This window comes from Erythrobacter sp. S57(2025), assembly GCF_057365055.1.
Map to the genome: position 1 here is coordinate 2,505,149 of NZ_CP200299.1, position 25,205 is coordinate 2,530,353.

Sequence of the window (25,205 nt, forward strand, 5' to 3'; positions counted from 1 at the left end):
AATTGGGGTGTTCTTGGCTGAGCGAAGCGGCTATCGACCCGCTGCTTATGACAAAACGGCCCACACCAAAGCCCTATATCCTTGGCATTCACGCCTATGTGCCCGGCAAGGCCACCGCCAGCGATGGGCGCGCCTTGGTGAAATTGTCCGCCAATGAGAACCCGCTTGGCACCAGTCCTGCTGCCCTGGCCGCGCTGGACGCGACGCGCAGCGAAGCTGCTGCTTATCCTGACCCTGACGCCAATGCTTTGCGCGCTGCAATCGCTGAACTGCATGGTCTGGATGCGGAGCGGATTGTGTGCGGGACAGGCTCCGATGAATTGCTCAACCTTGCCGCCCAAGGCTTTGCAGGGGCAGGCGATGAAGTGCTGTTTAGCCGCCACTCTTTTGCCGTCTACGATATCGCAGCAAGGCGCTGCGGCGCTGCTCCTGTAGAGGCCGATGACCGCGACCTGACAGCCAATGTCGACGCTATTCTGGCCTCCGTGAGTGATCGCACCCGCGTTGTCTTCCTCGCCAACCCCAACAACCCGACCGGCACATGGATCGCTCCGTCGGAAGTTAAGCGCCTGCATTCAGGTCTTCCAAAGGACGTGCTGCTGGTGCTCGACGAAGCCTATGGTGAATATTTACCGCCCGAATATCAGGCAATCGGTTTCGAGCTTGCGGCGACCTATTCCAACGTACTGGTCACGCGCACTTTCTCAAAGATTTATGGCCTCGCTGCAGAGCGTATTGGCTGGGCCACGGGTGCACCTGAATTGATTGACGTGCTTAACCGTATTCGCGGGCCTTTTAATGTGACGGTGAGCGGGCAAAATGCAGCTCTGGCAGCTATTGGCGACCAAACCTTTGTTGAACAAAGCCGCGAACACAATTCCGCAGAACGCGCGCGTTTCGTTGACGCGATCAGCGCGCTGGGAAATCACGGCCTGACTGCTTTGCCGAGTGAGGCGAATTTCGTCTTGGTGCGCTTTGAAGGCGAAGTTAGCGCGCAAACGGCTCTCAATGCACTGGCAGAAGCTGGATATGCGGTGCGGCATTTGCCCGGGCAAGGGCTGCCAGATGCTCTGCGGATCACAATCGGCACCGGCGCGGATATGGCTAATGTGACGGCGTGCCTTCGCCAGATTTGCGGAGAGACGCCATGAGAATTCGCACCGTTGCGATAATCGGGCTTGGTTTGCTTGGCGGCTCAGTCGGTCTCGCCGTGCGCGGACACGCCCCTCGCATTGTAACGCGCGGATATGACCGCGACGCAAAAGTGCGCGAGACCGCAAAAGAGCGCGGCTTAGTTGGTGAAGTGTGCGACACGCCCGAGAAAGCGGTGCGCGATGCTGACCTCATAGTTCTTTGCGTACCCGTGGGCGCGATGGAAGAGGCTGCGCGAGAATTCGCTGAGCATGTTGCAGACGGGGCAATCATTTCAGACGTTGGGTCCTCGAAAAAGAGCGTTGCAGAGGCTCTTGCCCGCGCTTTACCGGGGCGCACCATCATCCCAGCCCACCCCGTAGCGGGTACAGAGCAGAGCGGGCCGGAGGCTGGTTTTGCCTCGCTCTTCACCAATCGTTGGTGCATTCTGACCCCGCCAGAAGGGGCAGATGAGGCAGCGGTCGCAGCATTGTCAGACTTTTGGACCATGCTTGGCGCCAATATTGAGATTATGGATGCCGAGCATCACGATCTCGTGCTTGCCGTGACCAGCCATATCCCGCATCTTATCGCCTACACCATTGTCGGCACGGCGAGCGATTTGGAAGACGTAACGCGCTCTGAAGTCATCAAATACTCCGCAGGTGGTTTTCGCGATTTTACCCGTATCGCGGCATCCGATCCGGTGATGTGGCGTGATGTGTTCTTGAACAACAAGTCTGCCGTGCTCGAGATGTTGGGCCGCTTCTCAGAGGACTTAACAGCGCTGCAGCGCGCGATCCGATCTGGCGACGGGGAAACGCTCCACGACCTATTCAGCCGCACCCGTGCCATTCGCCGCGCTGTCATTGAAGAAGGCCAGGATGATGAACGACCCGATTTTGGGCGCGAAGATCACATCACATAGGGTTTAGGTTACGCGCTCGCAGGCTGCGGGCCTGTTGGCAGGCTTTCGCTAGTATTGAGCACATTGATCGCGCGGTGCACGCGGCGTTCCATGTCAGCGCGGGGCAGGCCTGCGGGGATTGTCTCACCAACTCGGTATGTGATGGTGCCGGGGCGCTTGATCACCGCGTGGTAAAACGGGCCGCTATTCACAGCGACCGGCACAACCGGCAGCCCAAGCAGCTTGTAGATACCGGCGAAACCGGATTGCAGCGGCGGTTCATCGCCATGCTTGACCCGTGTTCCTTCGGGGAAAATGATCAAGGGGCGACCCTCTGCCACGCGCAATTTGGCAGTGGCGATCATCTGACGAAGTGCCCGTGCCCCTTTATCGCGCGCCACAGGCACGAGACCATAAACCTTGGCCGAATACCCCCAGCCTGGTATCCAAAAAAGCTCTCGCTTGGCGAAAACAGTCGGGAAGCGAAACAGACGCGGCATGTCGATCGCTTCAAAAAAGCTCTCGTGCTTGACCGCGATCAGCACGGGTTCGTCAGGGATCACACCCTCTTGAACGATGTGAATGTCGAGGATGTTCTGCACACACCACAGGTGCCAAACGCCCCACAACGCGACCACTTTCTTAAGCGCATCGCGGCCAAAGGGGATCGCCAGCACAGATGCCACAACCAGCAATGCGCTAAACCCGTAAAAGAGCGGGTAAAAGACTAGGCTGCGCAAAAATGCCACCAAAGCGCCCCTTAATATCCAACCAGGCCAGCTATAAAGCTAGCGAGGAGCTTATGGTACTCCAGAAACAGGCTGGCTAGGCTTGGTTCCGAAGGTACGGCGTCCCGCACCACTTTCACGCTGGATGGAAGCGTTCGGTCGAGTTCAGCAGCGGCGCGGCGGATGTGCCAGTCTGTCGTGACAAGGCGCAGCGACTTGATCTGGTTTTCCTCAACCCAGTCGGCAGTCTCGCTCGCATTGCCACGCGTATCGACGGCGATGTAGCCTAAAGTAACGCAGCACTGCATTGCCGCATCTGCCACTTCGAACTCGACTGCGAACTCCGCCGGTGTGACCTCAGGATCGACCCCTGTGACTAGCATGGTTTTGGCCAAGCCTTGATCGAGCACCCTCAGCCCTTGTGCGATCCGTCCGGCACCTCCTGTGGGCACGATCACAGCGTCGGTCTCTACTGCGTCTGCTGGCTGAGGGAGCGTCACGGCAAACCATAAAAAGCCGAGCGCCCAGACCAGCAGCAGGCTGGAGAATATGTTCCGCAATATCCGCATGTGTTTACAGCATCGACCTTAGCGCAAAACCTATCGTTATGCGCCCAGTTATGAGCGCAAGCAGAACGCCGCCGACAGGAATTGCCGCGATTATCAGCCAATCAGCCCATCCAAGCCCGCCACCTGAGATCATTCCGCTATCAAGCGCTGCAAATTGCTGACCCAGCAGCCACACCGCACCAAGGCCCAGCAACAGCCCAACAATCCCGCCAAATGCGGCATCGAGCAAGACCGAGCGCTGGAAAATGCGCGTGACCTGAGCATCGGTTCCGCCCAGCAAATGAATGATCTCAACCGTATCCTGATGGTTGGCAAAGGCACTGCGCGCGGAAAGCCAGACGGCAGCAGCGGCGGCAAATCCTACCAATACGATGAGCGCCAACGCCAAATATTGAAGCGCGGCCAACGCGTCATAGACAGGACGCAACCATTCAGATTGCGCGTCCACCTTCGCTCCCGGCACCGCTTCATCCAGCGCGGTCTGCAATTGGCCGATTTCATTGGCAGTGGCGCTGCGGGTTAGCTCAATGTCGATAAGCGCTGGGATCGGCACATCTTCGGTTGCAGCTGCAGTACCCAACCAGGGCTCCAGCAATTCGGCCAACTCAGCTTCTGGCACCACGCGCACAGATGTGACCAGCGGATGATCACCCATCGCACTGGCAGCCGCCTGAGCCTGTGTGGAGCGGACTTCGGGGTCTGCTTCAATAATCTGCACGGTGACAGCATCGGAAAGATCTGCCCGTGCATTGTCAGCCAAGTTGCGCAGTGAAAGACCGCCTGCTGCTGCAATCACAACCAGCGCGATCAAAATGGCAATCACCCAAGGGATCGGCCCCCCAAAACGTGTTTGTGGCAATAGTCGCGCATTGGCGGAGCCTTTAAGATGTGGCGCGCTATCATTGGCGCGGTCTTCTACAACAAGAGGGGCGCTCATGATGCAGGCCCTTTGCCAGAAGGACGTGGTGGATAGCGCAAGGCTCCTGTTGGGTCCGACAAACGCCCCTTTTGCAGACGCATGATGAGCGAATCGGGCACTTTCTTGAGCAGGTGCACATCGTGGGTGGCGACAATCACCGTGGTTCCCACTCGATTGTTGAGTGCTTCAAACAGGCGCAGCAGCTTCAACGCCATTTCGGGATCAACATTGCCTGTCGGCTCATCCGCGATCAGCATTTGAGGGCGCGCGATGACCGCTCTCGCAATAGCAACACGCTGCTGCTCTCCGCCTGACATTGTTGCGGGGATAGCCTGTGCGCGGTGCGATAGGCCCACCCATTCCAGCATATCGGATACTGCTTTGATGACTTTGCTCTCATCCGTGCCTGACAGACGCAGCGGAAGCGCGACATTGTCAAAGGCAGAGAGGTGTTCAACGAGCCGGAAGTCCTGAAACACCACACCGAGCCGCCTGCGAAAATCAGGCAAACGCGTGCGCGGCAGAGTGATCATATCCTTGCCAAACATGCGGATACTGCCGCGTGATGGACGCTGGGCGAGATATAATAGCTTTAGAAGGCTGGTTTTCCCTGCCCCGCTTGCCCCTGTGAGAAAATAGAAGCTGCCCGGAAACAAGGTGAAGCTCAGATCGCTCAACACTTCGGGATCGGTGCCATAGCGCAGCCCGACATTGTCGAATTTCACAATTTCGCCAGGCCGATCGCTCATCTGACGGCACCTATCAGCGTGCAACTTGTGGGGGAAGCCCAAGTATGGCCCAAATTCCGGCTCTAATGGCCCCGTGCGCGCTCGATGGGTGCTGCGATGTGGAAAAAGCGTGAGAGACTAGGGCACTTCCTCTTGTACCTGCCCCCCCGCAGCCTATTGCAAATGTAATAATGATTATATCGTGCCCCGCCTGCTCCACGCGTTATGTCGTGCCAGACGCCGCAATTGGCGGTGATGGGCGCACCGTGCGGTGTGCGAAATGTAAGCACAGTTGGTTTCAAGAACCCGATCTGCTCGACCTGACAGAGCAAGTTCAATCGGTGAAGCCGAAAGAAACTGCGCCGTCAGCACCTCCCGCGCCTCCACCCACTCCGGCGCCGGAAAAGCCTTCGTCAGAAACGGACGCCAACGCAGATGAGGCAACTGACGCGGCAGGGCCTTCGATCAGCCATTGGCGCACGGAAGATCATCCCGACAGTGCGGAAACAAGCGAGATCGGTAGCGAAGGAATTGCCGCCCGAGCACTGAACCAAGGCAAACGCCGTCGCAAAGTGCGCGCTGACCGAGAAGAAACTCCCGCTGCACCGCGCCCTGCGGATCCTCCTGCGACTGTGCCGGAAGAATCGGACCGAGATGCTGCGATGGAAGAGGGCTTTTCTGGCGACACTGACCCACTCGCTGGTGAAGCAGAAGAAGATTATGCGAGCGAGCCTGACTACGACTTTGACGAAGGCTATGACGCAGACAGGTCGCGGTTTGATTACAGCCCACCGTTCTCGCAACGCCGAAACCCACTCAAAATGTGGACACTGGCCGCGGCGGTATTTGCTCTCTTAGCGACCGGCACCGCCTTGGCCGTCAACTATTACGGGCTGCCATCCTGGTTCCCGATCTCACAGCCGACTTTTGGTATCGCGCAGGACGAGCTGGAGCTGGACTTTCCAAAGAGCCAGCAGCGCAAAATTGAGCTCGATAGTGGTGAAGAGATTTTCGAGGTTCGCGGTACTATCCGCAATTCGGGTCAATCCAGCATAGCCGTTCCCGACGTCCTGATTGTCTTCAGCGATGAACGCGAAAAGAACGTCTACACTTGGATTGTCGTCCCATCGAAGCGCGAATTGGCACCCGGTGAGAGCCTGAATGTGACCGAAGCCGTCACCAACATTCCGCAGGCTGCCAAATATGCCGACATAGGCTGGTCACCCAACTGAACCGAATAGGCCACTTAAGGCCTTGCGCAGTCCCATACCTGTTGCTAGTGGCGCGCTCCTACCAAGCGGAGGCATGCTGCAAAGCGCCCTTCGCTGTCTTGAGTGCGGTCGTGGCGGAACTGGTAGACGCGCAACGTTGAGGTCGTTGTGGGCTAACGCCCGTGGAAGTTCGAGTCTTCTCGACCGCACCATTTTCTCTCAGTCTCATATTCCCTTCAGGCGACGCTTTCACCAGCCAAGTGACAGGCGGTTTAGGCATCCCTATGATGCGGCCAATGACAGACATACGCTTTGATCCGCCAGATGGCGGTCTCGTTCCGCATATGGGCATAGAGCTCATTGGTGAGGATGAGGCCTGGTTGGAAGCCGCGATGCCGATCCGCCAACATCATCTGCGATCAGGTGCAAAAGCTTTGCATGCGGCCAGCATGATCGCTTTAGCAGACAGTGTTTGCGGCTTTGCTGCGGGCAATGTCCTGCCCAAAGACGCCAAAGGTTATACAACGATCGAGCTTAAATCGAATTTCCTCGGCACGGCCAGCGAAGGCATTTTGATCGGGCGCAGCGATGCCGAGCATTTGGGGCGCACAACACAAGTCTGGTCCTCAACCGTCACGCATAAGGAGACGGGCCGAAAACTCGCGATCTTCCGTTGTACGCAGATGATTTTGTATTGAAGCGCTTAGTGTGCGCTCACGACCCGGTGCAGGATTGAGCGAAGTTCATCGGGATAGGCGGCGCGGATTTTCGCATATTCTTCAAGACCGTAGAAACGGCGCAACACAGAGGCCGAGCCTGCGAAGAACTGTATCGCAGACACCGCAGAATAAACGCGCGCAAGCTTTTCGGCACTGGTTAGGCTGCGCAAACCATCGACCTGATCCAGCATATCGACCATGCGGTTGAGCGTCAGGCGAAGATACCACTCATCCTCAGGCGCTTCGCGCCGCTGGTCATCGACCAATTCTCGCATCAAAACTTTTGTATCAAGTGGGTGCTCAATTGCGGACGCGTAAAGACCCAAAAGCATGGCTTCAAATTGCTCTTCGGGCAGCTGGGTTGGATCAATGCTGGCCTGCATCGCCCCCTGTATGCGCCTAGCGATCCGGCGAAGGACTTCGCTGTATAGGTCTTCCTTGCGCTTAAAGTGATACAGCAATGCCTGCTTGGTCAGCCCCACTTCGCCAGCGATCTGAGCAATGCTCGCACCATAAAAGCCACGCTCAGCAAACTGACTAAGCGCCGCCGCGATCAACTTTTCGCGCGTGTCATCTTGTGGTTTTGTAGAGATGTCGTGCCCCCTTCCGTCAGGGTTCGATAGCGCAAAACTGGCCGTTGAAAAAGCCAAGCGGGCGCGATCTGTCCACGACATCAATCGCTTGGCTAAGGCCTACCACCTCGCCAAACAGCATGGTGTGATCGCCCGCTTGATATTCCGACCATTTGGAGCATTCAAGAAAGCCAAGCGCCCTATCGATCACTGGCAGACCAGAACCGCTTTTCACGAAGTCAGCTGCTTCCATCAAGACGCCCCCGCGTGCAGCATAGCGGCGAGCTAGAGCTTCTTGGCCATCAGCCAAAATACTCACCGAAAAACGTTCAGCCTGCGCAAAAAGATCGTATTGCGTGGCAGAGTTTTGCAGGCTCCAACTGATAAGACGCGGCTCAAGCGAAACCGAGACGAAGGAATTCACCGTCATCGCGGCGATCTCCCCCTCGCCATATTCCAGCGCAACAACGCAAACCCCAGTCGCGAATTGCCCCATAAGCTGACGAAACTCAGCGCGGGGGTCGACCAGTGTCTCATCATTGCCGGGCACTTGAGCTGGCCGGTTGTCGCTCAATGCAAACTCCAAAACTGCGTTTTCAGGGTAAGAGATGGTGGGTGCGTGTCGGCGTTCAACCAGGCGAGGTCGAAAGTCAATTGCGTGCACTTTTTGAAGATTGCGCTTTTTCGGGCACCGCATTCCGATTGGCGCGTTTTATGCAAGAATTCTCAATTACTCTCTCAGGTGACGAAACGATGATCGACCGGTTCAGTGGGGCCCTTAAGGACTTCCTCAAGCAGGAGAGCGCGGGCGGCATATTTTTGATCGTCGCCGCCGCGCTTGCGCTGGTGGTTGCAAATAGCCCGCTCGCACCGATGTATTTCGGCACGCTTGAAACAAAGCTGAACCTGTCTTTTGGCGATTTCGCGATCGATAAAGCACTGATCTTGTGGATCAATGATGGATTGATGGCGATCTTCTTTTTTCTCATCGGTCTCGAAGTGAAGCGCGAGATCATCAGCGGGCAGTTATCGAGCTGGGACAAAGCATCGCTGCCACTGATGGCTGCTATTGGCGGGATGGCAGTGCCAGCGCTTATCTACGTAGCCTTTAACGCCGATTCCCCTGACACAATTGGCGGTTGGGCCATTCCTGCCGCGACCGATATCGCCTTTGCGCTGGGCATCCTTTCGCTGCTTGGTCCGCGCGTGCCGGTCGCAATGAAGGCGCTGTTGCTGGCTATCGCCGTGATCGATGATATTGGTGCAATTACGGTAATCGCGCTGTTTTATTCCGGCGAAATCGACACCAATATGCTCATCGACGGCGGCATCGTGCTGGCGCTTTTGTTTGCCCTGGGACGGATGCGGATCAGCTCGACAATTCCTTATGTGCTGCTGACAATTATCATGTGGGTGTTTGTGCTGAAGTCAGGCGTCCACGCAACATTGGCCGGTGTTACCGCGGCCATGATGGTACCAATCACAGCGCGCAACGGTTCAAAACTGCTGGAGCATATGGAGCACGGCCTGCACCCTTGGGTGGCCTTTGTGATCATCCCGATTTTCGGATTTGCCAATGCGGGGGTAACTCTGCTTGGCCTGTCACCCGCTGATTTGTTGCAACCTGTTCCCCTTGGCATCGCGCTGGGACTGTTGATCGGCAAGCAAGTGGGTATCGTTGGGTTTGCATGGGTCGCAGTGAAGGCAGGCTTTGCCAAACTTCCGGAAGGGGTTGGCTGGCGCAAGATCCACGGCCTTTCGCTACTCGCTGCCATCGGCTTCACGATGAGTTTGTTTATCGGCAACCTAGCGTTCACAGATGCAGCGCAGGTTGATGCGGTAAAGCTGGGTGTTCTGTCTGGCTCGCTGATCGCAGCCTTGGGCGGATATTTCCTTCTCAAATCCTCTCTACCAGAGGTTCCAGCTGAGGGGACGCAAGCTGAAAAGTGAGCAAGACCTGATGGCAAGACGGCGGCCAGAAACATGCACGGCAATGGTGAATGGTATCCGCCTCGCTTTTCATGATTGGCCCAGCCAGTCGGGTGACGCTAAGCCGACGATTATCATCGCACACGCGACCGGTTTTCATGGCCGCTGTTATGATGCGATCGCGGAGCATTTTGGCGACCGGCGCGTCATCGCCATTGATCTTCGTGGTCATGGCCGCAGTGAAGGCGAACCTGTCGACCATTGGCGAACCTTTGCCGAAGATGTCAGCGCGCTTCTTGAGCATTTGCAGATCAACGGCGCGGTTGGCGTCGGGCATTCAATGGGTGCGCATACCTTACTTCAGTGTGCGGCCAACAACCTCTCAATTTTTAGCAAGTTGGTGCTGTTTGATCCCGTGATCCTTGCCCCTGAATTCTATGCGACGGGCACAGATTGGTTTTCACCCGACAACCCGCATCCTTCCATTCGCCGAAAACGCAATTTCGCCTCACCAGAGGCCATGATGGAGCGGTTTGCTGAGCGTGAGCCCTATTCCTTGTTCGAACCACGCGTCTTTCGTGACTATTGCCAGCATGGCCTGAGGCGGAACGAAGATGGCGGCTACGAACTTGCCTGCGCTCCCGAAATGGAGGCGAGTGTTTACATGTCGAGCCGCAGCAATGTCGGCATTCATGAAGTGGCAAAAGCGCTCAAAATTCCCGCCTTGATAGTACGCGCGCAGCAGACGAAGCGGATGGACTTTAAGGGCTCACCCACATGGCCGCAGCTTGCTGATCACATGCCAAACGGCACTGATCTTCACAGGCCAGACCGCACCCATTTCCATCCGTTTGAAGATTCTGCTGATGCGGCCCGCATCATCGCAGAATTTGCGGATTGATCAGACGGCTTTTGCCGCCTCAAGCAAGTCTGCAAAATCCCCTCGTACTTGAGTGATTTCCTGCGCAGAAGGATGCCGCATATTGCGCCCAATCGCGGCGGCCAATCCACCGTAAAACTGCGTCATTGCACCGTGGAGCGGATTCTTCGGGTCAACATTTCGTGCCAGATAAACCGCGATTCCCTGCGCGCGGGCCAAAGCCTCCGTAGGCGCTGCATCGGAGCGTCGCTCAAGTGCAAGCAGGGCTTGACTGAGCGTTGAAACAACTTCTTCAAGGCAGATGAGCGTCAAATCCTGCCCCGAAGACGCCTCAATCCGCGCATCCAGGTCGACGCGGCGGTAAACATCGGCAGGGTGTTTTTCGAGGGTCTGCATGGGCCTGTCTATTCCTTAGGAATCAGAGGACGAGTCAAACTGCAAACGCAGGAAATCGAGCGTGGATTGCGAATTCGAAATCGACTGCTCTGCCGCGATCAAGTCACGTGTGAGGCGCGCACGCAAGGATTCTTGCGCCTCTGCGATGGAGGCCAAGCGTTCGTCATTGTTCTCAATCTGGTTTTCATACCGCTCAACTGATCCGCCCAGCGATCCGGGGTCTGAACTCAGCGTATTGTCCCGCGCGAGCCCATCGATTGTTGCGAAAACTCCGGTAGCGCCTGTGGTGAACATCGCGGCGGTTGCATCAGGGAAGTTGGTGAGAGATTCGCTTAGCCGCGCTGAATTTAGCTCAAACGTACCGTCGCGCGTGATCGACAAACCGATATCGGCAAGCGTTGCGGGCTCATCGCCATCCGCACCCGGCATCACAACTTCAGTGGTCAGCCGTTCCAGATCGCGGCGCAGCTCTCGCGCGCCAGAATCATTGGCCAGAATACCGCCTTGCGCTGCCTCTTGATTAAGGAGCGCAACCACATCATTCAGCGCCGCGACAAAGTCGGTCATCACGCTGGTGATTGCGGTATCATCGGTATCGAACCGAACATCTATCGGCGCGCCAATATTGGTCGCAGTGAGATCGAATGTGAGGCCTTCGGGCAGGCCCGTTACCGAATTGCTCGCACTGCTCATGGCAACAGTGTCCAATTCGAACAGAGCATCCTGCGCTGTTGATCTTAATTCTCCCGCATCGCTGGATGGCTGCCACGAAAGGTAGGATAGGTCGCCGGGCACTGCACTAGGTAATCCTGCAGAACTTTGCCCCTCGAGCGTGAACCCATTGACCGCGCCGTCTTCGCCTTTGACTACCAGTTGCGCGCCATTGGTGCCATTGGCGACATAGGCGTCCAGCTTGCCATCGCTTTGCGAGGTGATCTTGGCAGCCAAGCTTTGCAGCGTGTCATCTGAGGTCACTTCGATATCTAGCGCGGATTGATTGGTACCTTCAGTGAAGGAACCACCATCTACTGTGCCAAAACGAATGACGAAGTTACCGGCTCCAACGGCATCAGTTGCCGCTCCATAGCTTTGCGAGACCAGCGTTTGGCTATCCGCGAGCTGGCTGACTTCCAAACTGTAGCTGCCGCTTGGCGTGACGCCAGGCGTTGTCGAGACACTGACTACCGATGGGTTGCTGATGCTTGCACGCGGGGCGAGATCGCCATTCCTGATCCGATCACCCAGTGCGCTGGCAAGACCTGTTAGTGTGTTCCTCAACAAAGACGCCGAAGAGATTTGCGCCTCCAAAGTCTCATTGCGGGTCTGCAAATTGGAGCGTTGAAAGGAATAGGTCGCCTCTGACAGGTCATCAGCCAGCTGAACAAAGTTCACACCGCTGCCTGCGCCAAAGGCTGAAATAATGGAGGAGCCGGGATTATCCATGGATGGAAGAACGTGCCTTTCGCGAGTTTCTTAAGCGGTGTTTTCCCAGCTTTCCATCCGCATCGAAGCAAAGTTCGGTTGGCACATCCACATTGGGGCGGATCGGGCGATCGCCGCGCTTCAATGACAGCACAAAAGCGACCAAAGACGCGATTGCCACATACAGCTCTTCGCGGACCATCTGATTGGCTTTGGTGGTAAAATAAAGCGCACGGGCGAGCTGCGGATATTCGAGCACCGGTAGCCCCTCCTCACCGGCAATATCGCGCATGGCGAGCGCGGTTTCACCGCGTCCCTTGGCCAGCACAACAGGCGCCGGAGCCAGCGCGGGATCATATGTCAGCGCGATAGCAAAGTGCATCGGATTGGTGACGACAAACTGCGCATCCTTCATCGCAACACCCACACTGCCGCGCGCCAGATCACGCTGGCGCTGACGCCTCGCCATCTTCATTTCGGGCGAGCCTTCGGTTTGCTTGCTTTCGTCCTTCAAATCCTGCGCGCTCATTTTCAAACGCTTGTCGCGCTGAAATTTTTGCAAAGGGTAGTCGATCACCGCGATGATCAGCAGACCGGCGACCAACAATGTGATCAGCGTACCCGCTGCATCGAGCGCGAACTCCAACTGAGCCTTGAGCGAGCCGCGCCCCAGCCCGAGCAGATCGTTGATATGGCCCGAAACCCAGTACCAGGCGATCGAGCCCATTAGCGCCAGTTTCAGGATCGATTTGCCCAGTTCGATCAAGCCCTGGATGCCGAAAATGCGCTTGAGCCCTGAAAGCGGGTTCACGCGCGATCCCTTGGGTTTGAGGTTCGTCGGCACCCATCGCCCTTCGCCAAGCAGCAATTGCGCACCAACCGTCATCACCATTACAGCAATCCCAATCGAAAGGATCGGAGGCAACATCGCCTGCGCAGCATTGGCAAAGTGCGTAGCCGGTGCAAATTCGGCGGTCGGTGAGATGTCGAAGCGGAAACTTGCCAGCGCCACCGACTTCAATCCATCGTAAAGCCAAGGTCCAACCATGGAGAGCATTAAGACGCCCGTTGCCATCGCGGCGGCGGTCCCAACCTCCTTTGACCGCAGCGTATCGCCTTTCTTGGCGGCGTCTGCGCGCTTTTTTGGGGTTGGATCAAACCTCTTTTCGCCTGTGCTCTCTTCAGCCATTAGCCCACCCCTTCCAATAGGGTCGCTGACTGTTCCAACGTTACTTCGAGAAGCGAGACGAACTGCTCGACCACAATCGGCATGACGATGATAAGCGCGGCAATCCCAGCCAAGACACCTGCAGGCAGGCCAAGCGCGAACAGGTTGAGCGCCGGGGCAGAGCGCGAAATCGTGCCTGTCACAACCTGCACCATCAGCAAAACCAGCACGACGGGGAAGGCAATCGCCGCAGCCGTTGCAAAGCCATAGCCTGCAAACATCACAATATCGCGCGCGCCGCTTTCCCCAAAGGCAAAGGAGCCTGCGGGCAGGACACGGTAGCTTTCAATCAGCAATTCGAACCACAGCAAATGCCCGCCGATAACATAAAAGAGCAGCGTGAGGATCAGGCTGAAATAGGTACCCAGCGCCCCTGATTGCGCACCACTGGCAGGATCAATACTGGTCGCAATCGCAAGGCCCATTGTGCCCGCAATTTGCTCAGCTGCGATAAGCGGGACTGCGAAGGCCACTTGCAAAAGAAAACCGAGCGCAGCGCCAATCACGACCTCTTGGATGACTGCAATTACGGCTGCAAAGCTCATCATATCCGGCACAGGCGGCAGTGGCACCCACATCGCAACGAAGACCGCAAGGACAAGCGATAACAGCATGCGCACTTGCGGGGGTACCGCCATTCCGCCCACCATCGGAGCCGCAAGCAAGGCAGCGCCGCAACGCACAGACAGAAACAAGACCTGCCACAGCTGCGCTTCTAACGAGCCAAATCCAAGATCAAGGACGTTCACTAAGCTAGGCCGCGACTTGGGCGATCTGAGCGAAAATCTCGATCATGAAGTCGCCAAGAAGTGCCATCATTGTCCCTCCAAGAAAGACAAAGACGAGCGCGGTGATCGCAAGTTTGGGCACAAAGGTCAGGGTCTGCTCATTCACCGAAGTCGCGGCCTGAATGATCCCGACCAGCAGACCCACAATGAGCGCCGCCAACAGCACTGGCCCCACGATCAAGGCTGTCACCCACAATGTCTGATCGGCGAGCGCTAAGAGTTGGGCGTCTTCCTGCATGGTCCGCTCAAGCTGCCCTAACCAAAGCTCATCGCAAGACTGCCCATCAGCAGGGCCCAGCCGTCCACCAGCACGAACAAAAGCAGCTTGAACGGAAGCGAGATGATGGTTGGCGAAAGCATCATCATACCCAGGCTCATCAGCACACTGGCCACCACCAGATCGATCACAAGGAATGGCAAGAACAGCATGAAGCCGATTTGGAATGCGGTTTCCAACTCACTCGTCACGAATGCAGGCATCAGGATCGAAAAGGGAATTTCCGATGGATTCTCAAAAGCGCCCACTCCGGCGATATCGGCAAACATGATCAAATTTGTCTCACGCGTCTGTGACAGCATGAATGCGTGAAACGCCTCTCCAGCAGCCGCAATTGCCGCATCAGCGCTTAGCGCGCCTGCGGAATAGGGCTCTATCGCGACCGCATTCACCGTGTCTATGGTTGGTGCCATCACGAACAGCGACAGAAACAGCGAAAGGCCCACCAACACCTGTGTCGGCGGTGATCCTTGCAGACCCAGCGCCTGCCGCAGGATCGAGAGCACAACCAGAATGCGCAGGAAACTTGTCATCATCAATACAATCGCAGGTAAGATCGTAAGCAAGCTCATGACAAGCAGCAGCTGGATCGAGAAGCTGAGCGGTGCGTCTTCTCCGCCAGCGCCGCCCTCACCCAAAGCGCGCTCTAACGCGCCGCCTATGCCGCTGGGTTCGGCAACAGCTGCGAGGGCCGGTTCGGCCCAACCAAACATAGTTAACAAACCGGCTGTCAATGCGCCTGCAAGGATAGAAGCGCGCTTCATCACCGGCTGTCTTTGCCGAGGTCTTGGGTGTTTGAATTGGTAGCGCTGGCGCCAGTTTCGCGGGCTTCTGCCTCGCCTAAACGAACCAGCCCTGTTCGCGAACAGCCAAGCAGGATTTCGCGATCATGAAACCGCACCACCGCCAGCTTTACACCGGGGCCAAGCAGACTGGTTTCGATCAATTCAACCGAATTTCCGCTCGCCCCAGAGCCGACAATCCGCGTCTGCAAGTATCGCGTCAGTTTCAAACTGCCCCAAATGAGCAGCGCCAAAAGCGGCAGCAACAAAGCCAATCGCAGGAGGTACTCGGCCATCATGACGCCGGATCACCCGCTGTACCAGGAACCGGCGGATCAACTGGACCCGCGCCCGATGCGTTAGAGCTGGGCTGGCCATCTTCACCGGCAAGGCTGACGATACGCAGCGCGAACTTGCCATCCTGCGCCACGACTTCGCCATGAGCGACGACCCGGCCATTGGCGGTCACGTCGAGTAGTTCATCGGTCAGGCGATTAAGCGCAACCACGCTGCCCTCGCTCAGGGCGAGCACGTCTTTCAAGGGCAAATCTGCGCGCCCCAACTCTACCGAGAGCCGTACCGAAACGTCGCCAAACCGGTGCAAGGCTGGATTGGGCGCGGTCATGCGGTTAACCCCTGAAGTCGTTGGCCATTTGCTTGCGGCCTTTGTGATGGGTCAGCGTCAGCCATTGGCGCTGCGGGTTCAGGCTGGGCAGGTGCAGCAAATGCACGAGCAAAAGCGCCTTGTTCGCCGCCTCGCTCTTGTCCGGAAAGCCGTGTGAGTTTGAGCGCGAGTTGATTTTCGACAGTGCCCAACAGACCATGCGCAAACACCTGCTCACCCACCCGCAAAGGCAGATCGCGCGGCATGGAGAGCGGCAATTCATCGCCGGGCTTGAGTGTTTCCAGCCGCGACAGTGTCATGCTCACCTCGCCCAAAACCGCTTCAAGCGGCAGAGGCATTGTCGCAAACGGACCGGTTCGACCATCGCTCACCTTGCTCTCACCCGATCCACTGCTGCGCCGAGTTTCAGCGCCAGGCAACAAGGCATCAAGCCGCTCAGCTGGCACTGCCAACAGCATTGTCCATTCGCTTAGCGGCTCCATCACTATGGTGACGGCGAATGTCATAACACTTGTGTCCGGTTCGAAGGGTTTGAGGCGCGTCACGCTTTCGCTGCGCACCAGAACATCGCCGCTCATCCGTTCCGAAGAACCGTTTGACATGGCGATTACCTGTGCGATCAAACCTGCGCATTCTTCGACCAAGAGCCCGGCAGATCGCGGCAATTGCGCGGGCACTTCGCTCGGAATTGCGCCATCCCCGCCAAACGAACTGTCCGTCAGAGCGATTGCGGTCGCAAAATCAAACGAGAGCAGCATAACCTGCCCATCCTCACCGCAACGCAGCAAGCTGTTTGCAGCCACCGGGCCAATCTGATCGAATACAGCCTTGCCTGTTTGCTCTTCGGGCTGGGCAACCGTGACTTTGAGCTTGCCGGCGGAGAAAAGCTGGCCCAGCTCCTCGCTGAGATCATAACCCAGATCACGACACCACGTGGCGATATTCTCCGCGCGCTCTTCGGGGCGCGGGCCACGTGCGGTCAGTTCAGCGCAATGCTGGGCCACGGGCCGCGCATCGGCAAAGGACGGGGCAAAGGAAGGCGCTAGGTTCATTGGACAAGCAGCCCCTTAAAATGCACCGCTTCGATCCCGCCAAAGCCTTCGTTTTCTTCAAGAACAGCGTTGATCGCCGTGGTCAGACGTTCAGACAGAGCGTCCTTTCCATCAGGGGTGTAAATCTCACTCTCGGGGGTCGCGGCTAGCTGGACTAAAATGGCTGAACGGATCGCGAGTTCATGGTTTTGCACCCACGCAAGCACTCGCCCATCCCGGCGAGTGGAAACGGCCAGCTCAACCTGGATGAGCGCAGGCGAATCCGCCAGATTGGACGTAAAGCTATCTTCGAAACTGTAATAGGCAGTGCGATATTCACTACCGCCTTCGCCATAAACCAGCGAGCCTGCGTCCTTGTCTTCGTCGGCCATCGCGTAAGGGTCTGTCTCCCCCTTGCGGACCAATTCTGGCAAGTCAGGGCCACTGTCACCGGCATCACCGATCAGCCCAGCTGCGAACGCGCCATAAGCACCGCCAGCGCCGATCGCGAGCATCACAACTGCGATGATCACCATCTTCATCATTCCGCCCTTGGGCTTGTCTGATGCAGCTGTGTCGTCAGCCTTAGCCATGCTGTTTCAGTTCCTCTGCGCGAATGATCGCTGGTTCAAGCAAAGAGTTCAGCATCGCGCGTCGAAACTGGCCTGGCCGTGGTTGCGGCCGCCGGGTCCTGCACAGTGCGTCCCTCATCTGTGGACCCTCTTTGCTCTGAGTATGGTTGCGACGATCCTTGCTGTGACCCTGTGGAAGACCCGTAGGAACGGTCAAAACCGCCATTGGCCCCACCTGAATTGCTTTGGCCAGAGTGCTGGCTGGAGGGTTGATCGCCGCCTCTGCTCTGCTGGCCGGCCGAACTTTCGGAAGGCCCCGCCACTGCACGGTCAGCCAATGCGGCTTGAACGGCTGGAATGAATGCGGGGTCTCTGCTGGCCAAAGTTGCCCGCAGATCAACGCCGCTTGCTTCCAAACGCACATTGACCGCACCAAATTCATGATGCCGCAGCGTAATGTCTGAGCGCGCTGTGCGCCCTGCTTCGCGCGCCTCCATCATCGTATCAACGATTGTGTCGAGCGGTTGCGGAGTGCGAATGTCACCGCGCGCATCGCTGGGCATTGCGAACGGCGCGGTTGGTTGTGAGACAATTGGTGTGTTGGTTACTGGACTCACCGTACTGGGCTGAGTGACGGGAGCTATCGGCTCAGCACCTTTTGGCGTCACCCGCCCCGGGTCAGGCTGATCAATCGGCTTTTCAACCGATCTCAAAGTCACTTCCGCGACACGTGCTCTTGGTTCCGATGGTAGTTCAACTGGCTGTCGTTCAACCGAGACCTCTGGATTGACAGAAGTGGTGGGCGTTTTGGATGACGGCACCCGGTTGATCCAAAGAGCGTTGTCATTCTCAACTGGCTCTCGCACAAGCTTTGGAGCCTGAGGTCGCGCCCCATCTCTTACCAAGCCGGGCGTAATCGCGTGTGGTTGCGCCCTAGTAGATTCACTTCCCGCTTCTCGCCGCGACTGCGGAGTACTTGGGATAATGGCCTGTGCTGACCGAGGCTGGATATCCTCCAGCGTCAATGGGCGCTGAGCCTGCTGATAGGCGCGCAATTCCAAATCGATGTTGCGAGGTTGTGCCGGCTGATCGGTCGGGACCATGCGCTCAATTGGACCGCGCGGCGTCGGTCGCAAGGGAAGCTGATCAGCGATAGGTTCAGGGATGGGACCGCGCGTTGGGCCAGCGTCCAAGGCAGCTTTGATCGCTACTGGATCCACATCCCGTGTCGGACGAGACACTGGAATCGATGGATCAACCTTTGGCTTCAATGTAGGAACTTGATCAGGCCTAAAGACATGAACGGTGGTCGTAGGGTCCTTCTCTGAAAGGCCCGTTGGAACCGGTCGTTCAGCACGTGGCAGCGCATCAGATGGCAAGGCTCGAGGTCTTTCGTCCTGACCCACGCGCGCGGACGGCTGATCTGGTTGAGGGTCGGACGTTGCTTCGCCTGCGGCGGTCCTCATTGGCGTGGCAGGGCGCGAAATTGGCATAGTTGGATCAAGCTTCGCCTTAGCCAAAGGAACGTTATCGGGCCGAAACACATTCACTGTCGTCATCGGATCCTTCGCAACCGGTTCGACACCGAGCGATTTGTTGGTGCGCAGTCGCACATCTGGTGTCGGCGCATTTGGTCTGGTGCCGGGTGTTTCTAACACCATTTCAGGAGCCGCTTTTGACAGAACTGGATTTGCATCAACGAAGGGTGGTGCTGAAGGCACATTTGTCGGTTCGGGCGGTGAAAACAGTTTCTGGGCAGCAGCAATTGCCTCATTCGGCGTGGCCGCTTTTTCTGAATCCACCGCATCAAATTTCGGCGAACTCTCTGGCAATAGGCTGCCTGCAACTGGCAAGGGCTTGCCGGTTTGCACTTCTCTGGATTCAAGGGAAAATGCAGTGATGATTGCAGGCAAAGGGGTCGTCGCCGCCAGCTTTTCATCGGTGCGATCAAATCCAGTCGGGCTTAAGGCCTTCGCCGGGTCCGCATCTTTGGCTGACAATTCCAGTGCACCCGTTTGAGCGCTTTCAGCCGGTAGAAATGACGCCTTCAGCATCGCCGGAAAGGCCGCCGCTCCCGAGAGAAAATTGGCCTTACCCACCTGCTCTTTGGCGGCAATTGCTGATTGAGCAGGAGACACACCAGCTTGCAGCAGATCGGCGTGTCCGGTGCTTGTCATAAGCGTGGAAATCATGGAGTTCATCAAGGCAGTTCTCTCAAGTTTCGAATAAGCCGCCACCCAGTGGCCGAAGTTACGTCTGCCCGTGATCTTGCAACTTGCGTGCCATTCCGCTGGAATGGGCGAGGTCACGGTTCGCAAGCATTGCGGCTTGGGTCTTTTTGGCTTGGGCGACTTTTTCCTCAAATCGCGCTTTGCGTGTCTCTGCCGCGGCCAGAGTCTGAACCTGCCATGCGGCCTGTTCGCTCGCATCATCGCGCGCTTGCATGGCTTGCTCGCCAATCTCCTGAAGACCGCGCAAAAAGGCCGCGCTCTCTCGCAAAGTATGCCCTGTTGGAGCGCTTTGACGGGCAGCATAATCACGGATCAGGTCGCGGCTGCGCTTTGCCAAGGCAGCGCTTCGCGTTTCTTCGCCAACCGTGTCGGCCAACGCCGCCATAGCTTCGCGTCGCGCAATAGTGGCAAGCGTCAATTGCCTTTGCGCAAGCTTAATCCGGCGCTCGTGCTGTTTGGGCGAAGTCATTGCTGGGCGGCCGTCGAAGGCTGCTCACTGGCGCCTACCGAAACGGCCAACTCGCTCAATTGCGAGAGGCTATCCGGCAAACTCACAGCTTCCCCGCGCGCTTGCGTAAGAAAAGCATCAATCGCCTGACTATGATGCAGCGCACGGTCGAGCACAGGGTCAGATCCTGTCCGATAGGCACCCATCATCACCAGATCGCGATTTTCTTCGCGCGTGGCTATCAATGCGCGCAAGGAACGCGCGGCTTGAAGAACGCCCGGCTCTCCTAAATCGTCCATGACCCTGCTCAGAGACGAAGGAATATCTATCGCCGGGTAATGCCCGCGCTGTGCCAGTTCGCGGGAGAGCACAACATGACCATCCAGGATTGCGCGCGCTGTATCGACCACCGGATCAGACGTATCGTCTCCATCGGCAAGGACAGTGTAGAGCCCCGTGACCGCCCCGCCCGAATGCGCTGAGTTGCCGGCTCGTTCCACCAACCTTGTCACAGCGGCTAGCGCAGACGGTGGATAGCCCCGCGCTGCCCCTGGTTCACCCAGCAGCAATGCCAGTTCTCGCGCCGCATGAGCGACCCGGGTAAGGCTGTCGAGAACCAGCAGCACGCGCTTTCCCTGCGCACGGAAATACTCCGCGATTGCGCTGGCATATTGGGCTGCGCGCAATCGCAAATTGGGCGCGTGATCAGCAGGGACCGCCACAACCACAATCCTCCCCAATTGTGATCCCGTCATATGCCGGGCGACGAAATCTGAAACCTCGCGCGCACGCTCACCGATAAGCGCGATAATCGTAATATCTGCCGAGGCGTGCCCCGCAACCGTGTCGATTAAGACCGATTTCCCGACACCAGAGCCAGCAATCACGCCAAGCCTTTGCCCCACCCCCATCATCGCCAAAGCGTTGATCGCGCGGATGCCGCAGTCAAATGGCTCGCGCACCGGCGCTCGCTCCAATGCGCCTTCGCGTTTTCCGCCAAGCAGCCATTTATCGCTAAGATCGAGCGCAGGGCCACCATCAATCGGATTGCCCAATCCATCCACCGCGCGCCCGAGCAAGGCCGGACCGACCCTGACCGTTCCAGGCGAACCAACCGCGCGCACTTTGGATTGTGGCCTCAGCAATTGGGTGTCTCCCAACAGCATCATGAGCGAGTGCCCTCCGCGAAAGCCGATGACTTCCGCCAAGGCTTCTTCCCCGCCCTCGCTCTCAATCGCACCTAACGAGCCAATGGGCAGTGAAAGGCCCGAGACTTCGATTAATCCGCCATCGCAGGCGACGACTTGACCACACAAGACGGGCCCATTGGCAACCGGAGCGGCGCGCAAACGCGCAAGCTCAATCTGCATTTCGGCGAGCATAGTCTGGAGCTATCCGCGCAGACCGAGCGCGATGGCACGACGCCATTCTGTGGGCCCATCACCAATCGAGCCATCCGCGCTTTCAAATCGCAAGCCGCCGCGTTCCATCTGCGCGTCGGGTGTAACCCGCCAATGCTCCAGCATCGCAGGGTCGATAAGCGCAATGTCATCGGGATGAAGGTGTAGAGCGCTGTCATTAGCAGCGCTCCCCAAACGCTGGGCAGCATCCTGACAACGTTTTGCAAGACTTTCCGCGTCTGGCACAAAGTCGGCAAATGCTTTGGTGCACAGCGCGTTCACCGTCTGCGATAGCTCACTCGCAAGCGCATCCATCGCTGCCTGATCTAGGTTGCGAAAGGCAAGCCGCACTGCGCGATGATGTCCACCTTGAGCGTTATGCTCAGCCTCTGCCGCGGCCCGGCCTGCGGCTTCCCCTCGTGCGAAGGCATCGGCAATCGGATCGGGTTGTTCTGCGGGCAGATCGCTGGATAACGAAGCTTGTTCTTTGTGACTTGTGCGCCCGCCAAGCGGCCACCCTTCGACAAAACCACCATGCTCCACCAATTCGCCAAGCCAATTCGAAGCTTTGGCCGCATCAAGCCCGCTCTCAGAATCGGGATCGGGAGCGGGAGCTGTCAGCCAATCAGACGAACTCACCATCATCGCCTCCCATCACAATCTCGCCTTGTTCAGCAAGCGAGCGGGCAACTTCGACGATCTTGCGTTGTGCGGCCTCCACTTCGGTCCGCGCAAGACGCCCGCGCATTTCGATCTCGTCTTTGATACCATCGGCGGCGCGGCTCGACATGGAACGGAAGAAGGGATTGCGTTCTTCTTCTTTGAGCCCCTTGAGCGCATCGACCAATGCTTCGTTGTCGACATCGCGCAGCAAACGCTCCATCGCTTTGCCATCGAGGTCGAGCAGCATTTCGAACGTGAACAGTTCCTCTTCGATTTTCTCCGCCAGAGGACCATCGCGCTGCGCAATCGCTGGCAATACCGTGCCGCGCAATTCGCCTGCAGCGAGGTTGATGAGGTTCGCCGCCTCGCGCGGGCCACCCAATGTCAGAGCATTCGCGCCAAAGCTGGCCCCGATCCGCTGTGACAAAAGGCTGTCAATCATTGCAATGGCCTGCTGCGAGATCGGCCCCATCTTGGCCACCCGCTCAACGACAAGTGGTTGCACGTCCGCAGGCAGGTCTGAAAGCACTTCGGCGGCGGGATCTGGTTCCAGCATCAGCAACAAAGCAGCGATGACTTGAGGATGCTCATCCTCTACCAATTTCAGCAGCACCGGCGGGGCAAGCCAGCGCGCCATTTCAATTGAGCGCGGACTAGCAACCGGCTCAATCCGCATCATCATGCTTTCCGCTTTGGTGGGACCGATTGAGCGTTCAAGCAATCCGCGAACTTGTGCGGGTCGATCCTGCTTGGGCAGAATTTCTCGCGCGCTTTCCTCAGTGAAATCCATAACGGATTCCGCCATCGCAGAGCGGTCAATTTCGCCAATCTCGCACATCGCTGCGCCCAAACGTTGTAATTCGTCAGGGCCAAGCCTTGCGAGCAGAGCGGCTGCTTCCTCATCGCTCAAAAGCATCAGCAGCACGGCTGCGCGGTCCAAACGGTTGAGTTTTGGCACTCGCTTTTGCCCTGCAGCTTGGCCTTCGGCTTCGATTACATCGGTGCTCATGCTGGGGCTCCTTGCGGGCCGCCAGACCCTGACTGAGGTTCGACAATCATGCGTTGCAAGGCTTCAACTGCACGGTCAGGTTCGCGCGTGGCCAATTGCCGGATGCGGTCAACCTCGCGTGGCAGATCAAGTGGTTCAGCTTCTTCCTGAGCGGCGTCCAATGCAAGCTGAGCATCTGCGCCCTCAAGCGCCTCGGCACCGTCATCCAAAGCGTCTGCATCCTCGCCTTTCTTGCCCTTTTTCGCCTTTGGCTTTGCGGGGCCGAAAATGGCAGTCAGGAGCGGACGCACGGCGAGGAGAAGCACCATCAACACAGCAATCAGCGCGGCCACTATGCGCAGCACGTTGAAGAACCACGGGGCTTCGTACAAAGGAATTTCGGGCATTTCCGCGCTTTCAAACGCGCTGACGACGACTTGGACCTGATCCCCGCGTGCTTCATCTGCACCGACTGCGGCGCTGACCAATGATTGCAGCTCTTCAGCCGTCATTGGCGCTGCCGCTTCGAGCGCTGCGCTGCTGACAGCCACAGCCACGGAAAGTTTCACGAGACCGCCTGGACGCGTGCTCGTCACCGCCACTTCGCGGCCAAGTTCATAATTGCGCTGGGTCGCGGTTTCGCTGTCGGTTGGAGGCGCAGCGCCTTCCTCCGCTGCCTCCTGCCCTTCGGGTGCACCATCAACCAGTTCGGCATCTGGCGGAGGCGTATTGGCCGGAACGCCCGGCACACCGCCAACGCCTGTGCCTGCCAAGCGCGTCGCCGAACGCTCGCTTTCACTGCGAACTGCGCCGTCTTGATCGTAGCTTTCACGCGCTGAGGTGATCTCAGATTGATCAAGCTCAACCTGAACCTGGCTCGAAAAATTGCCGTCGCCCAGCAAAGGCATCAGCAGGGTTGTAACCTGCTCGCGCAACTTGCTCTCAAACTCGCGCTGAAGGATTAGGCTATCCAGCGCACCATCCTTTTCAGAGGAGAGCAAACGTCCATTCTGATCGACCACGCGCACTTGATCTGAGCTCATGCCCGGAACGGAGCCGGACACAAGGTTCACGATTGCCTCCACTTGAGATTCGCTGAGGCTGCGCCCATTCACCAGTCGCACCATGACGCTGGCACTGGGGGCATTGTTCTGGCGCACAAAGACCGATCGTTCCGGTGTGGCAAGGTGGACGCGGACCGTCTCAATCCCGTCAATCTCGCGGATGGTCAGCATCAATTCGCGTTCACGCGCAAGCCGCAGTCGTTCACCTTCAAGCGTGCGACTGGACCCAAGCGGGATCGCATCCAGCATTTCACTCGCTCCTTCGGGAGCCGCCAAGCCAGCATCGCTCGCGACCAGCATCCGGGCGCGATATACATCAGCCTCAGCCACGCTTAACGCGCCGGTGCCGGTATCGATCGAATAAGAAATGCCGCCCTTGTCCAGTGTTTCGACAACCTTGGCGCGCTCGCCATCGGTTAGGCTGGAATACAGGATGCGCTGCGGACCTTGCGCAATCGTCATATAGAGCGCAGCGACGATCGCCACCACGCCCAGCCCGATGACTGCTGGCATTGCCCGGCGCACTGCGGGTTGATTGGCGAATGCAGAAAGACGCGCACGCCAATCCGCACCGTCAGGATATGCCGCAGGCGCAATCGGCACCGCACCGCCCGCAGGGACAGGGACACTTGCATCAGCCACCTATCAGCCCCCCATCCGCATGATTTCTTGGTACGCTGTGAGCAATTTGTTGCGCACTTGCAGTGTCGCTTCAAAGGCAACGCCTGCCTCTTGGCGTGCCAGCATCACTTGGGCGATGTCGGTCACTTCGCCGCGTTCATATTTGGCTTGCATATCGCCTGAGTGCTTTTGCACGGCGCTCACCTTTTGAAGCGCTTGGCCCAGCGTATCGGCAAATCCGTTGACGGGCGCAGTGGCCATGCCAGCACCGCCATTGCTGCCGCTTGCTGCGCGAACATCACGCAGGGCCTGATTGCGAGAGAGAACTTCGGCGCGAAGAGCCATCACTTGTTGCACGGCATTTGGAGAAGAGATC

29 protein-coding genes and 1 tRNA gene are annotated in these 25,205 nt (G+C 57.7%); 7 read left to right on the forward strand and 23 right to left on the reverse strand.

Features of this window, described 5'->3' with window-relative positions:
• Positions 1-47: 47 nt before the first annotated feature.
• Together hisC and AC0V6N_RS11920 are read left to right on the forward strand one after the other, a co-directional pair.
• Positions 48-1,151, forward strand: a complete 1,104-nt coding sequence (gene hisC, locus AC0V6N_RS11915) for a histidinol-phosphate transaminase (protein ID WP_486171764.1) — start codon at positions 48-50, stop codon at positions 1,149-1,151.
• On the forward strand, positions 1,148-2,059 hold the full coding sequence (locus AC0V6N_RS11920; RefSeq protein ID WP_486171765.1) for a prephenate/arogenate dehydrogenase family protein: 912 nt from the start codon (positions 1,148-1,150) through the stop codon (positions 2,057-2,059). Before hisC ends, AC0V6N_RS11920 begins: the two co-directional genes overlap by 4 nt.
• Before the next feature lie 8 nt (positions 2,060-2,067).
• Here AC0V6N_RS11920 and AC0V6N_RS11925 read toward each other — a convergent pair whose 3' ends face one another.
• Genes AC0V6N_RS11925 through ftsE form a run of 4 tightly spaced genes read right to left on the reverse strand, consistent with a single transcriptional unit; the run spans position 2,068 to position 5,003 of the window.
• The gene (locus AC0V6N_RS11925; RefSeq protein WP_486171766.1) at positions 2,068-2,787 is read right to left on the reverse strand and encodes a lysophospholipid acyltransferase family protein; all 720 of its coding nucleotides are present in this window, start codon (positions 2,785-2,787) and stop codon (positions 2,068-2,070) included.
• An 11-nt stretch (positions 2,788-2,798) separates the two neighbouring features.
• Positions 2,799-3,335 (reverse strand): YdcF family protein, encoded by a 537-nt coding sequence (locus AC0V6N_RS11930; protein ID WP_486171767.1) that lies wholly within the window; start codon positions 3,333-3,335, stop codon positions 2,799-2,801.
• 4 nt (positions 3,336-3,339) lie between these two features.
• On the reverse strand, positions 3,340-4,272 hold the full coding sequence (locus AC0V6N_RS11935; RefSeq protein WP_486171768.1) for a cell division protein FtsX: 933 nt from the start codon (positions 4,270-4,272) through the stop codon (positions 3,340-3,342).
• A complete protein-coding gene (gene ftsE, locus AC0V6N_RS11940) occupies positions 4,269-5,003 on the reverse strand; it encodes a cell division ATP-binding protein FtsE (RefSeq protein WP_486171769.1) in 735 nt (244 codons plus the stop codon). The genes AC0V6N_RS11935 and ftsE overlap by 4 nt, the downstream gene beginning before the upstream one ends.
• Before the next feature lie 170 nt (positions 5,004-5,173).
• Here ftsE and AC0V6N_RS11945 point away from each other — a divergent pair, with 170 nt between their 5' ends.
• The 3 genes from AC0V6N_RS11945 to AC0V6N_RS11955 all read left to right on the forward strand — a co-directional run bounded on the left by AC0V6N_RS11945 (position 5,174) and on the right by AC0V6N_RS11955 (position 6,891).
• Positions 5,174-6,214, forward strand: a complete 1,041-nt coding sequence (locus AC0V6N_RS11945) for a zinc-ribbon domain-containing protein (RefSeq protein WP_486171770.1) — start codon at positions 5,174-5,176, stop codon at positions 6,212-6,214.
• A gap of 104 nt (positions 6,215-6,318) precedes the next feature.
• A tRNA-Leu gene (locus AC0V6N_RS11950) sits at positions 6,319-6,405 on the forward strand.
• Positions 6,406-6,489: 84 nt separating this feature from the next.
• A complete protein-coding gene (locus AC0V6N_RS11955; protein WP_486171771.1) occupies positions 6,490-6,891 on the forward strand; it encodes a PaaI family thioesterase in 402 nt (133 codons plus the stop codon).
• A gap of 5 nt (positions 6,892-6,896) precedes the next feature.
• On the opposite strand, the gene AC0V6N_RS11960 is transcribed toward AC0V6N_RS11955, so the two are convergent.
• Complete coding sequence (locus tag AC0V6N_RS11960; protein ID WP_486171772.1) at positions 6,897-7,586, reverse strand: TetR/AcrR family transcriptional regulator; 690 nt, start codon at positions 7,584-7,586, stop codon at positions 6,897-6,899.
• Positions 7,522-8,058 (reverse strand): flavin reductase family protein, encoded by a 537-nt coding sequence (locus AC0V6N_RS11965; RefSeq protein ID WP_486171773.1) that lies wholly within the window; start codon positions 8,056-8,058, stop codon positions 7,522-7,524. The genes AC0V6N_RS11960 and AC0V6N_RS11965 overlap by 65 nt, the downstream gene beginning before the upstream one ends.
• Positions 8,059-8,237: 179 nt before the next feature.
• Between AC0V6N_RS11965 and nhaA the strand changes: the two genes are divergently transcribed.
• On the forward strand, positions 8,238-9,434 hold the full coding sequence (gene nhaA, locus AC0V6N_RS11970) for a Na+/H+ antiporter NhaA (RefSeq protein WP_486172483.1): 1,197 nt from the start codon (positions 8,238-8,240) through the stop codon (positions 9,432-9,434).
• Between the two features lie 10 nt (positions 9,435-9,444).
• Complete coding sequence (locus AC0V6N_RS11975; RefSeq protein ID WP_486171774.1) at positions 9,445-10,314, forward strand: alpha/beta hydrolase; 870 nt, start codon at positions 9,445-9,447, stop codon at positions 10,312-10,314.
• On the opposite strand, the gene AC0V6N_RS11980 is transcribed toward AC0V6N_RS11975, so the two are convergent.
• Genes AC0V6N_RS11980 through fliE form a run of 17 tightly spaced genes read right to left on the reverse strand, consistent with a single transcriptional unit; the run spans position 10,315 to position 25,174 of the window.
• Positions 10,315-10,689, reverse strand: a complete 375-nt coding sequence (locus tag AC0V6N_RS11980) for a flagellar protein FliS (RefSeq protein WP_486171775.1) — start codon at positions 10,687-10,689, stop codon at positions 10,315-10,317. It abuts the gene before it with no gap.
• 15 nt (positions 10,690-10,704) lie between these two features.
• Positions 10,705-12,132, reverse strand: coding sequence for a flagellar filament capping protein FliD (gene fliD / locus AC0V6N_RS11985; protein WP_486171776.1), 1,428 nt, complete (start codon positions 12,130-12,132; stop codon positions 10,705-10,707).
• Positions 12,125-13,300, reverse strand: a complete 1,176-nt coding sequence (locus AC0V6N_RS11990) for an EscU/YscU/HrcU family type III secretion system export apparatus switch protein (RefSeq protein WP_486171777.1) — start codon at positions 13,298-13,300, stop codon at positions 12,125-12,127. Before AC0V6N_RS11990 ends, fliD begins: the two co-directional genes overlap by 8 nt.
• Complete coding sequence (locus tag AC0V6N_RS11995; protein ID WP_486171778.1) at positions 13,300-14,088, reverse strand: flagellar biosynthetic protein FliR; 789 nt, start codon at positions 14,086-14,088, stop codon at positions 13,300-13,302. Before AC0V6N_RS11995 ends, AC0V6N_RS11990 begins: the two co-directional genes overlap by 1 nt.
• Positions 14,089-14,092: 4 nt before the next feature.
• Entirely contained in the window at positions 14,093-14,365 is a 273-nt protein-coding gene (locus AC0V6N_RS12000) for a flagellar biosynthetic protein FliQ (protein WP_486171779.1), read from the reverse strand.
• 17 nt (positions 14,366-14,382) lie between these two features.
• Entirely contained in the window at positions 14,383-15,168 is a 786-nt protein-coding gene (gene fliP, locus AC0V6N_RS12005; protein WP_486171780.1) for a flagellar type III secretion system pore protein FliP, read from the reverse strand.
• Positions 15,168-15,485: a flagellar biogenesis protein gene (locus tag AC0V6N_RS12010; protein WP_486171781.1), complete on the reverse strand. Its 318-nt coding sequence runs from the start codon at positions 15,483-15,485 to the stop codon at positions 15,168-15,170. Before AC0V6N_RS12010 ends, fliP begins: the two co-directional genes overlap by 1 nt.
• A complete protein-coding gene (fliN, locus tag AC0V6N_RS12015; RefSeq protein WP_486171782.1) occupies positions 15,482-15,811 on the reverse strand; it encodes a flagellar motor switch protein FliN in 330 nt (109 codons plus the stop codon). The genes AC0V6N_RS12010 and fliN overlap by 4 nt, the downstream gene beginning before the upstream one ends.
• Positions 15,808-16,863, reverse strand: a complete 1,056-nt coding sequence (locus tag AC0V6N_RS12020; RefSeq protein WP_486171783.1) for a FliM/FliN family flagellar motor C-terminal domain-containing protein — start codon at positions 16,861-16,863, stop codon at positions 15,808-15,810. The genes fliN and AC0V6N_RS12020 overlap by 4 nt, the downstream gene beginning before the upstream one ends.
• Positions 16,860-17,435 carry a flagellar basal body-associated FliL family protein gene (locus AC0V6N_RS12025; RefSeq protein ID WP_486171784.1) on the reverse strand — a complete coding sequence of 192 codons (576 nt, stop codon included), beginning with the start codon at positions 17,433-17,435 and terminating at the stop codon, positions 16,860-16,862. The genes AC0V6N_RS12020 and AC0V6N_RS12025 overlap by 4 nt, the downstream gene beginning before the upstream one ends.
• Before the next feature lie 35 nt (positions 17,436-17,470).
• The gene (locus AC0V6N_RS12030; RefSeq protein WP_486171785.1) at positions 17,471-19,615 is read right to left on the reverse strand and encodes a hypothetical protein; all 2,145 of its coding nucleotides are present in this window, start codon (positions 19,613-19,615) and stop codon (positions 17,471-17,473) included.
• A gap of 49 nt (positions 19,616-19,664) precedes the next feature.
• Complete coding sequence (locus AC0V6N_RS12035; RefSeq protein ID WP_486171786.1) at positions 19,665-20,114, reverse strand: hypothetical protein; 450 nt, start codon at positions 20,112-20,114, stop codon at positions 19,665-19,667.
• Entirely contained in the window at positions 20,111-21,475 is a 1,365-nt protein-coding gene (locus tag AC0V6N_RS12040) for a FliI/YscN family ATPase (protein ID WP_486171787.1), read from the reverse strand. Before AC0V6N_RS12040 ends, AC0V6N_RS12035 begins: the two co-directional genes overlap by 4 nt.
• A gap of 9 nt (positions 21,476-21,484) precedes the next feature.
• On the reverse strand, positions 21,485-22,138 hold the full coding sequence (locus AC0V6N_RS12045) for a FliH/SctL family protein (protein ID WP_486171788.1): 654 nt from the start codon (positions 22,136-22,138) through the stop codon (positions 21,485-21,487).
• Positions 22,119-23,165, reverse strand: coding sequence for a flagellar motor switch protein FliG (gene fliG / locus AC0V6N_RS12050; protein ID WP_486171789.1), 1,047 nt, complete (start codon positions 23,163-23,165; stop codon positions 22,119-22,121). Before fliG ends, AC0V6N_RS12045 begins: the two co-directional genes overlap by 20 nt.
• Positions 23,162-24,850: a flagellar basal-body MS-ring/collar protein FliF gene (gene fliF / locus AC0V6N_RS12055; protein ID WP_486171790.1), complete on the reverse strand. Its 1,689-nt coding sequence runs from the start codon at positions 24,848-24,850 to the stop codon at positions 23,162-23,164. Before fliF ends, fliG begins: the two co-directional genes overlap by 4 nt.
• 3 nt (positions 24,851-24,853) lie before the next feature.
• Positions 24,854-25,174 (reverse strand): flagellar hook-basal body complex protein FliE, encoded by a 321-nt coding sequence (gene fliE, locus AC0V6N_RS12060; RefSeq protein ID WP_486172484.1) that lies wholly within the window; start codon positions 25,172-25,174, stop codon positions 24,854-24,856.
• Positions 25,175-25,205: the final 31 nt, after the last annotated feature.

Bases quoted from the DNA above. Each gene is read 5' to 3' on its own strand.
- hisC (WP_486171764.1), top strand. From the start codon at position 48: ATGACAAAACGGCCCACACCAAAGCCCTATATCCTTGGCATTCACGCC.
- AC0V6N_RS11920 (WP_486171765.1), top strand. From the start codon at position 1,148: ATGAGAATTCGCACCGTTGCGATAATCGGGCTTGGTTTGCTTGGCGGC.
- AC0V6N_RS11930 (WP_486171767.1), bottom strand. From the start codon at position 3,335: ATGCGGATATTGCGGAACATATTCTCCAGCCTGCTGCTGGTCTGGGCG.
- AC0V6N_RS11935 (WP_486171768.1), bottom strand. From the start codon at position 4,272: ATGAGCGCCCCTCTTGTTGTAGAAGACCGCGCCAATGATAGCGCGCCA.
- ftsE (WP_486171769.1), bottom strand. From the start codon at position 5,003: ATGAGCGATCGGCCTGGCGAAATTGTGAAATTCGACAATGTCGGGCTG.
- AC0V6N_RS11945 (WP_486171770.1), top strand. From the start codon at position 5,174: ATGATTATATCGTGCCCCGCCTGCTCCACGCGTTATGTCGTGCCAGAC.
- AC0V6N_RS11955 (WP_486171771.1), top strand. From the start codon at position 6,490: ATGACAGACATACGCTTTGATCCGCCAGATGGCGGTCTCGTTCCGCAT.
- AC0V6N_RS11960 (WP_486171772.1), bottom strand. From the start codon at position 7,586: ATGTCGTGGACAGATCGCGCCCGCTTGGCTTTTTCAACGGCCAGTTTT.
- nhaA (WP_486172483.1), top strand. From the start codon at position 8,238: ATGATCGACCGGTTCAGTGGGGCCCTTAAGGACTTCCTCAAGCAGGAG.
- AC0V6N_RS11975 (WP_486171774.1), top strand. From the start codon at position 9,445: ATGGCAAGACGGCGGCCAGAAACATGCACGGCAATGGTGAATGGTATC.
- AC0V6N_RS11980 (WP_486171775.1), bottom strand. From the start codon at position 10,689: ATGCAGACCCTCGAAAAACACCCTGCCGATGTTTACCGCCGCGTCGAC.
- fliD (WP_486171776.1), bottom strand. From the start codon at position 12,132: ATGGATAATCCCGGCTCCTCCATTATTTCAGCCTTTGGCGCAGGCAGC.
- AC0V6N_RS11990 (WP_486171777.1), bottom strand. From the start codon at position 13,300: ATGGCTGAAGAGAGCACAGGCGAAAAGAGGTTTGATCCAACCCCAAAA.
- AC0V6N_RS12000 (WP_486171779.1), bottom strand. From the start codon at position 14,365: ATGCAGGAAGACGCCCAACTCTTAGCGCTCGCCGATCAGACATTGTGG.
- fliP (WP_486171780.1), bottom strand. From the start codon at position 15,168: ATGAAGCGCGCTTCTATCCTTGCAGGCGCATTGACAGCCGGTTTGTTA.
- AC0V6N_RS12010 (WP_486171781.1), bottom strand. From the start codon at position 15,485: ATGATGGCCGAGTACCTCCTGCGATTGGCTTTGTTGCTGCCGCTTTTG.
- fliN (WP_486171782.1), bottom strand. From the start codon at position 15,811: ATGACCGCGCCCAATCCAGCCTTGCACCGGTTTGGCGACGTTTCGGTA.
- AC0V6N_RS12020 (WP_486171783.1), bottom strand. From the start codon at position 16,863: ATGAACCTAGCGCCTTCCTTTGCCCCGTCCTTTGCCGATGCGCGGCCC.
- AC0V6N_RS12025 (WP_486171784.1), bottom strand. From the start codon at position 17,435: ATGGCTAAGGCTGACGACACAGCTGCATCAGACAAGCCCAAGGGCGGA.
- AC0V6N_RS12030 (WP_486171785.1), bottom strand. From the start codon at position 19,615: ATGAACTCCATGATTTCCACGCTTATGACAAGCACCGGACACGCCGAT.
- AC0V6N_RS12035 (WP_486171786.1), bottom strand. From the start codon at position 20,114: ATGACTTCGCCCAAACAGCACGAGCGCCGGATTAAGCTTGCGCAAAGG.
- AC0V6N_RS12040 (WP_486171787.1), bottom strand. From the start codon at position 21,475: ATGCTCGCCGAAATGCAGATTGAGCTTGCGCGTTTGCGCGCCGCTCCG.
- AC0V6N_RS12045 (WP_486171788.1), bottom strand. From the start codon at position 22,138: ATGATGGTGAGTTCGTCTGATTGGCTGACAGCTCCCGCTCCCGATCCC.
- fliG (WP_486171789.1), bottom strand. From the start codon at position 23,165: ATGAGCACCGATGTAATCGAAGCCGAAGGCCAAGCTGCAGGGCAAAAG.
- fliE (WP_486172484.1), bottom strand. From the start codon at position 25,174: ATGGCTCTTCGCGCCGAAGTTCTCTCTCGCAATCAGGCCCTGCGTGAT.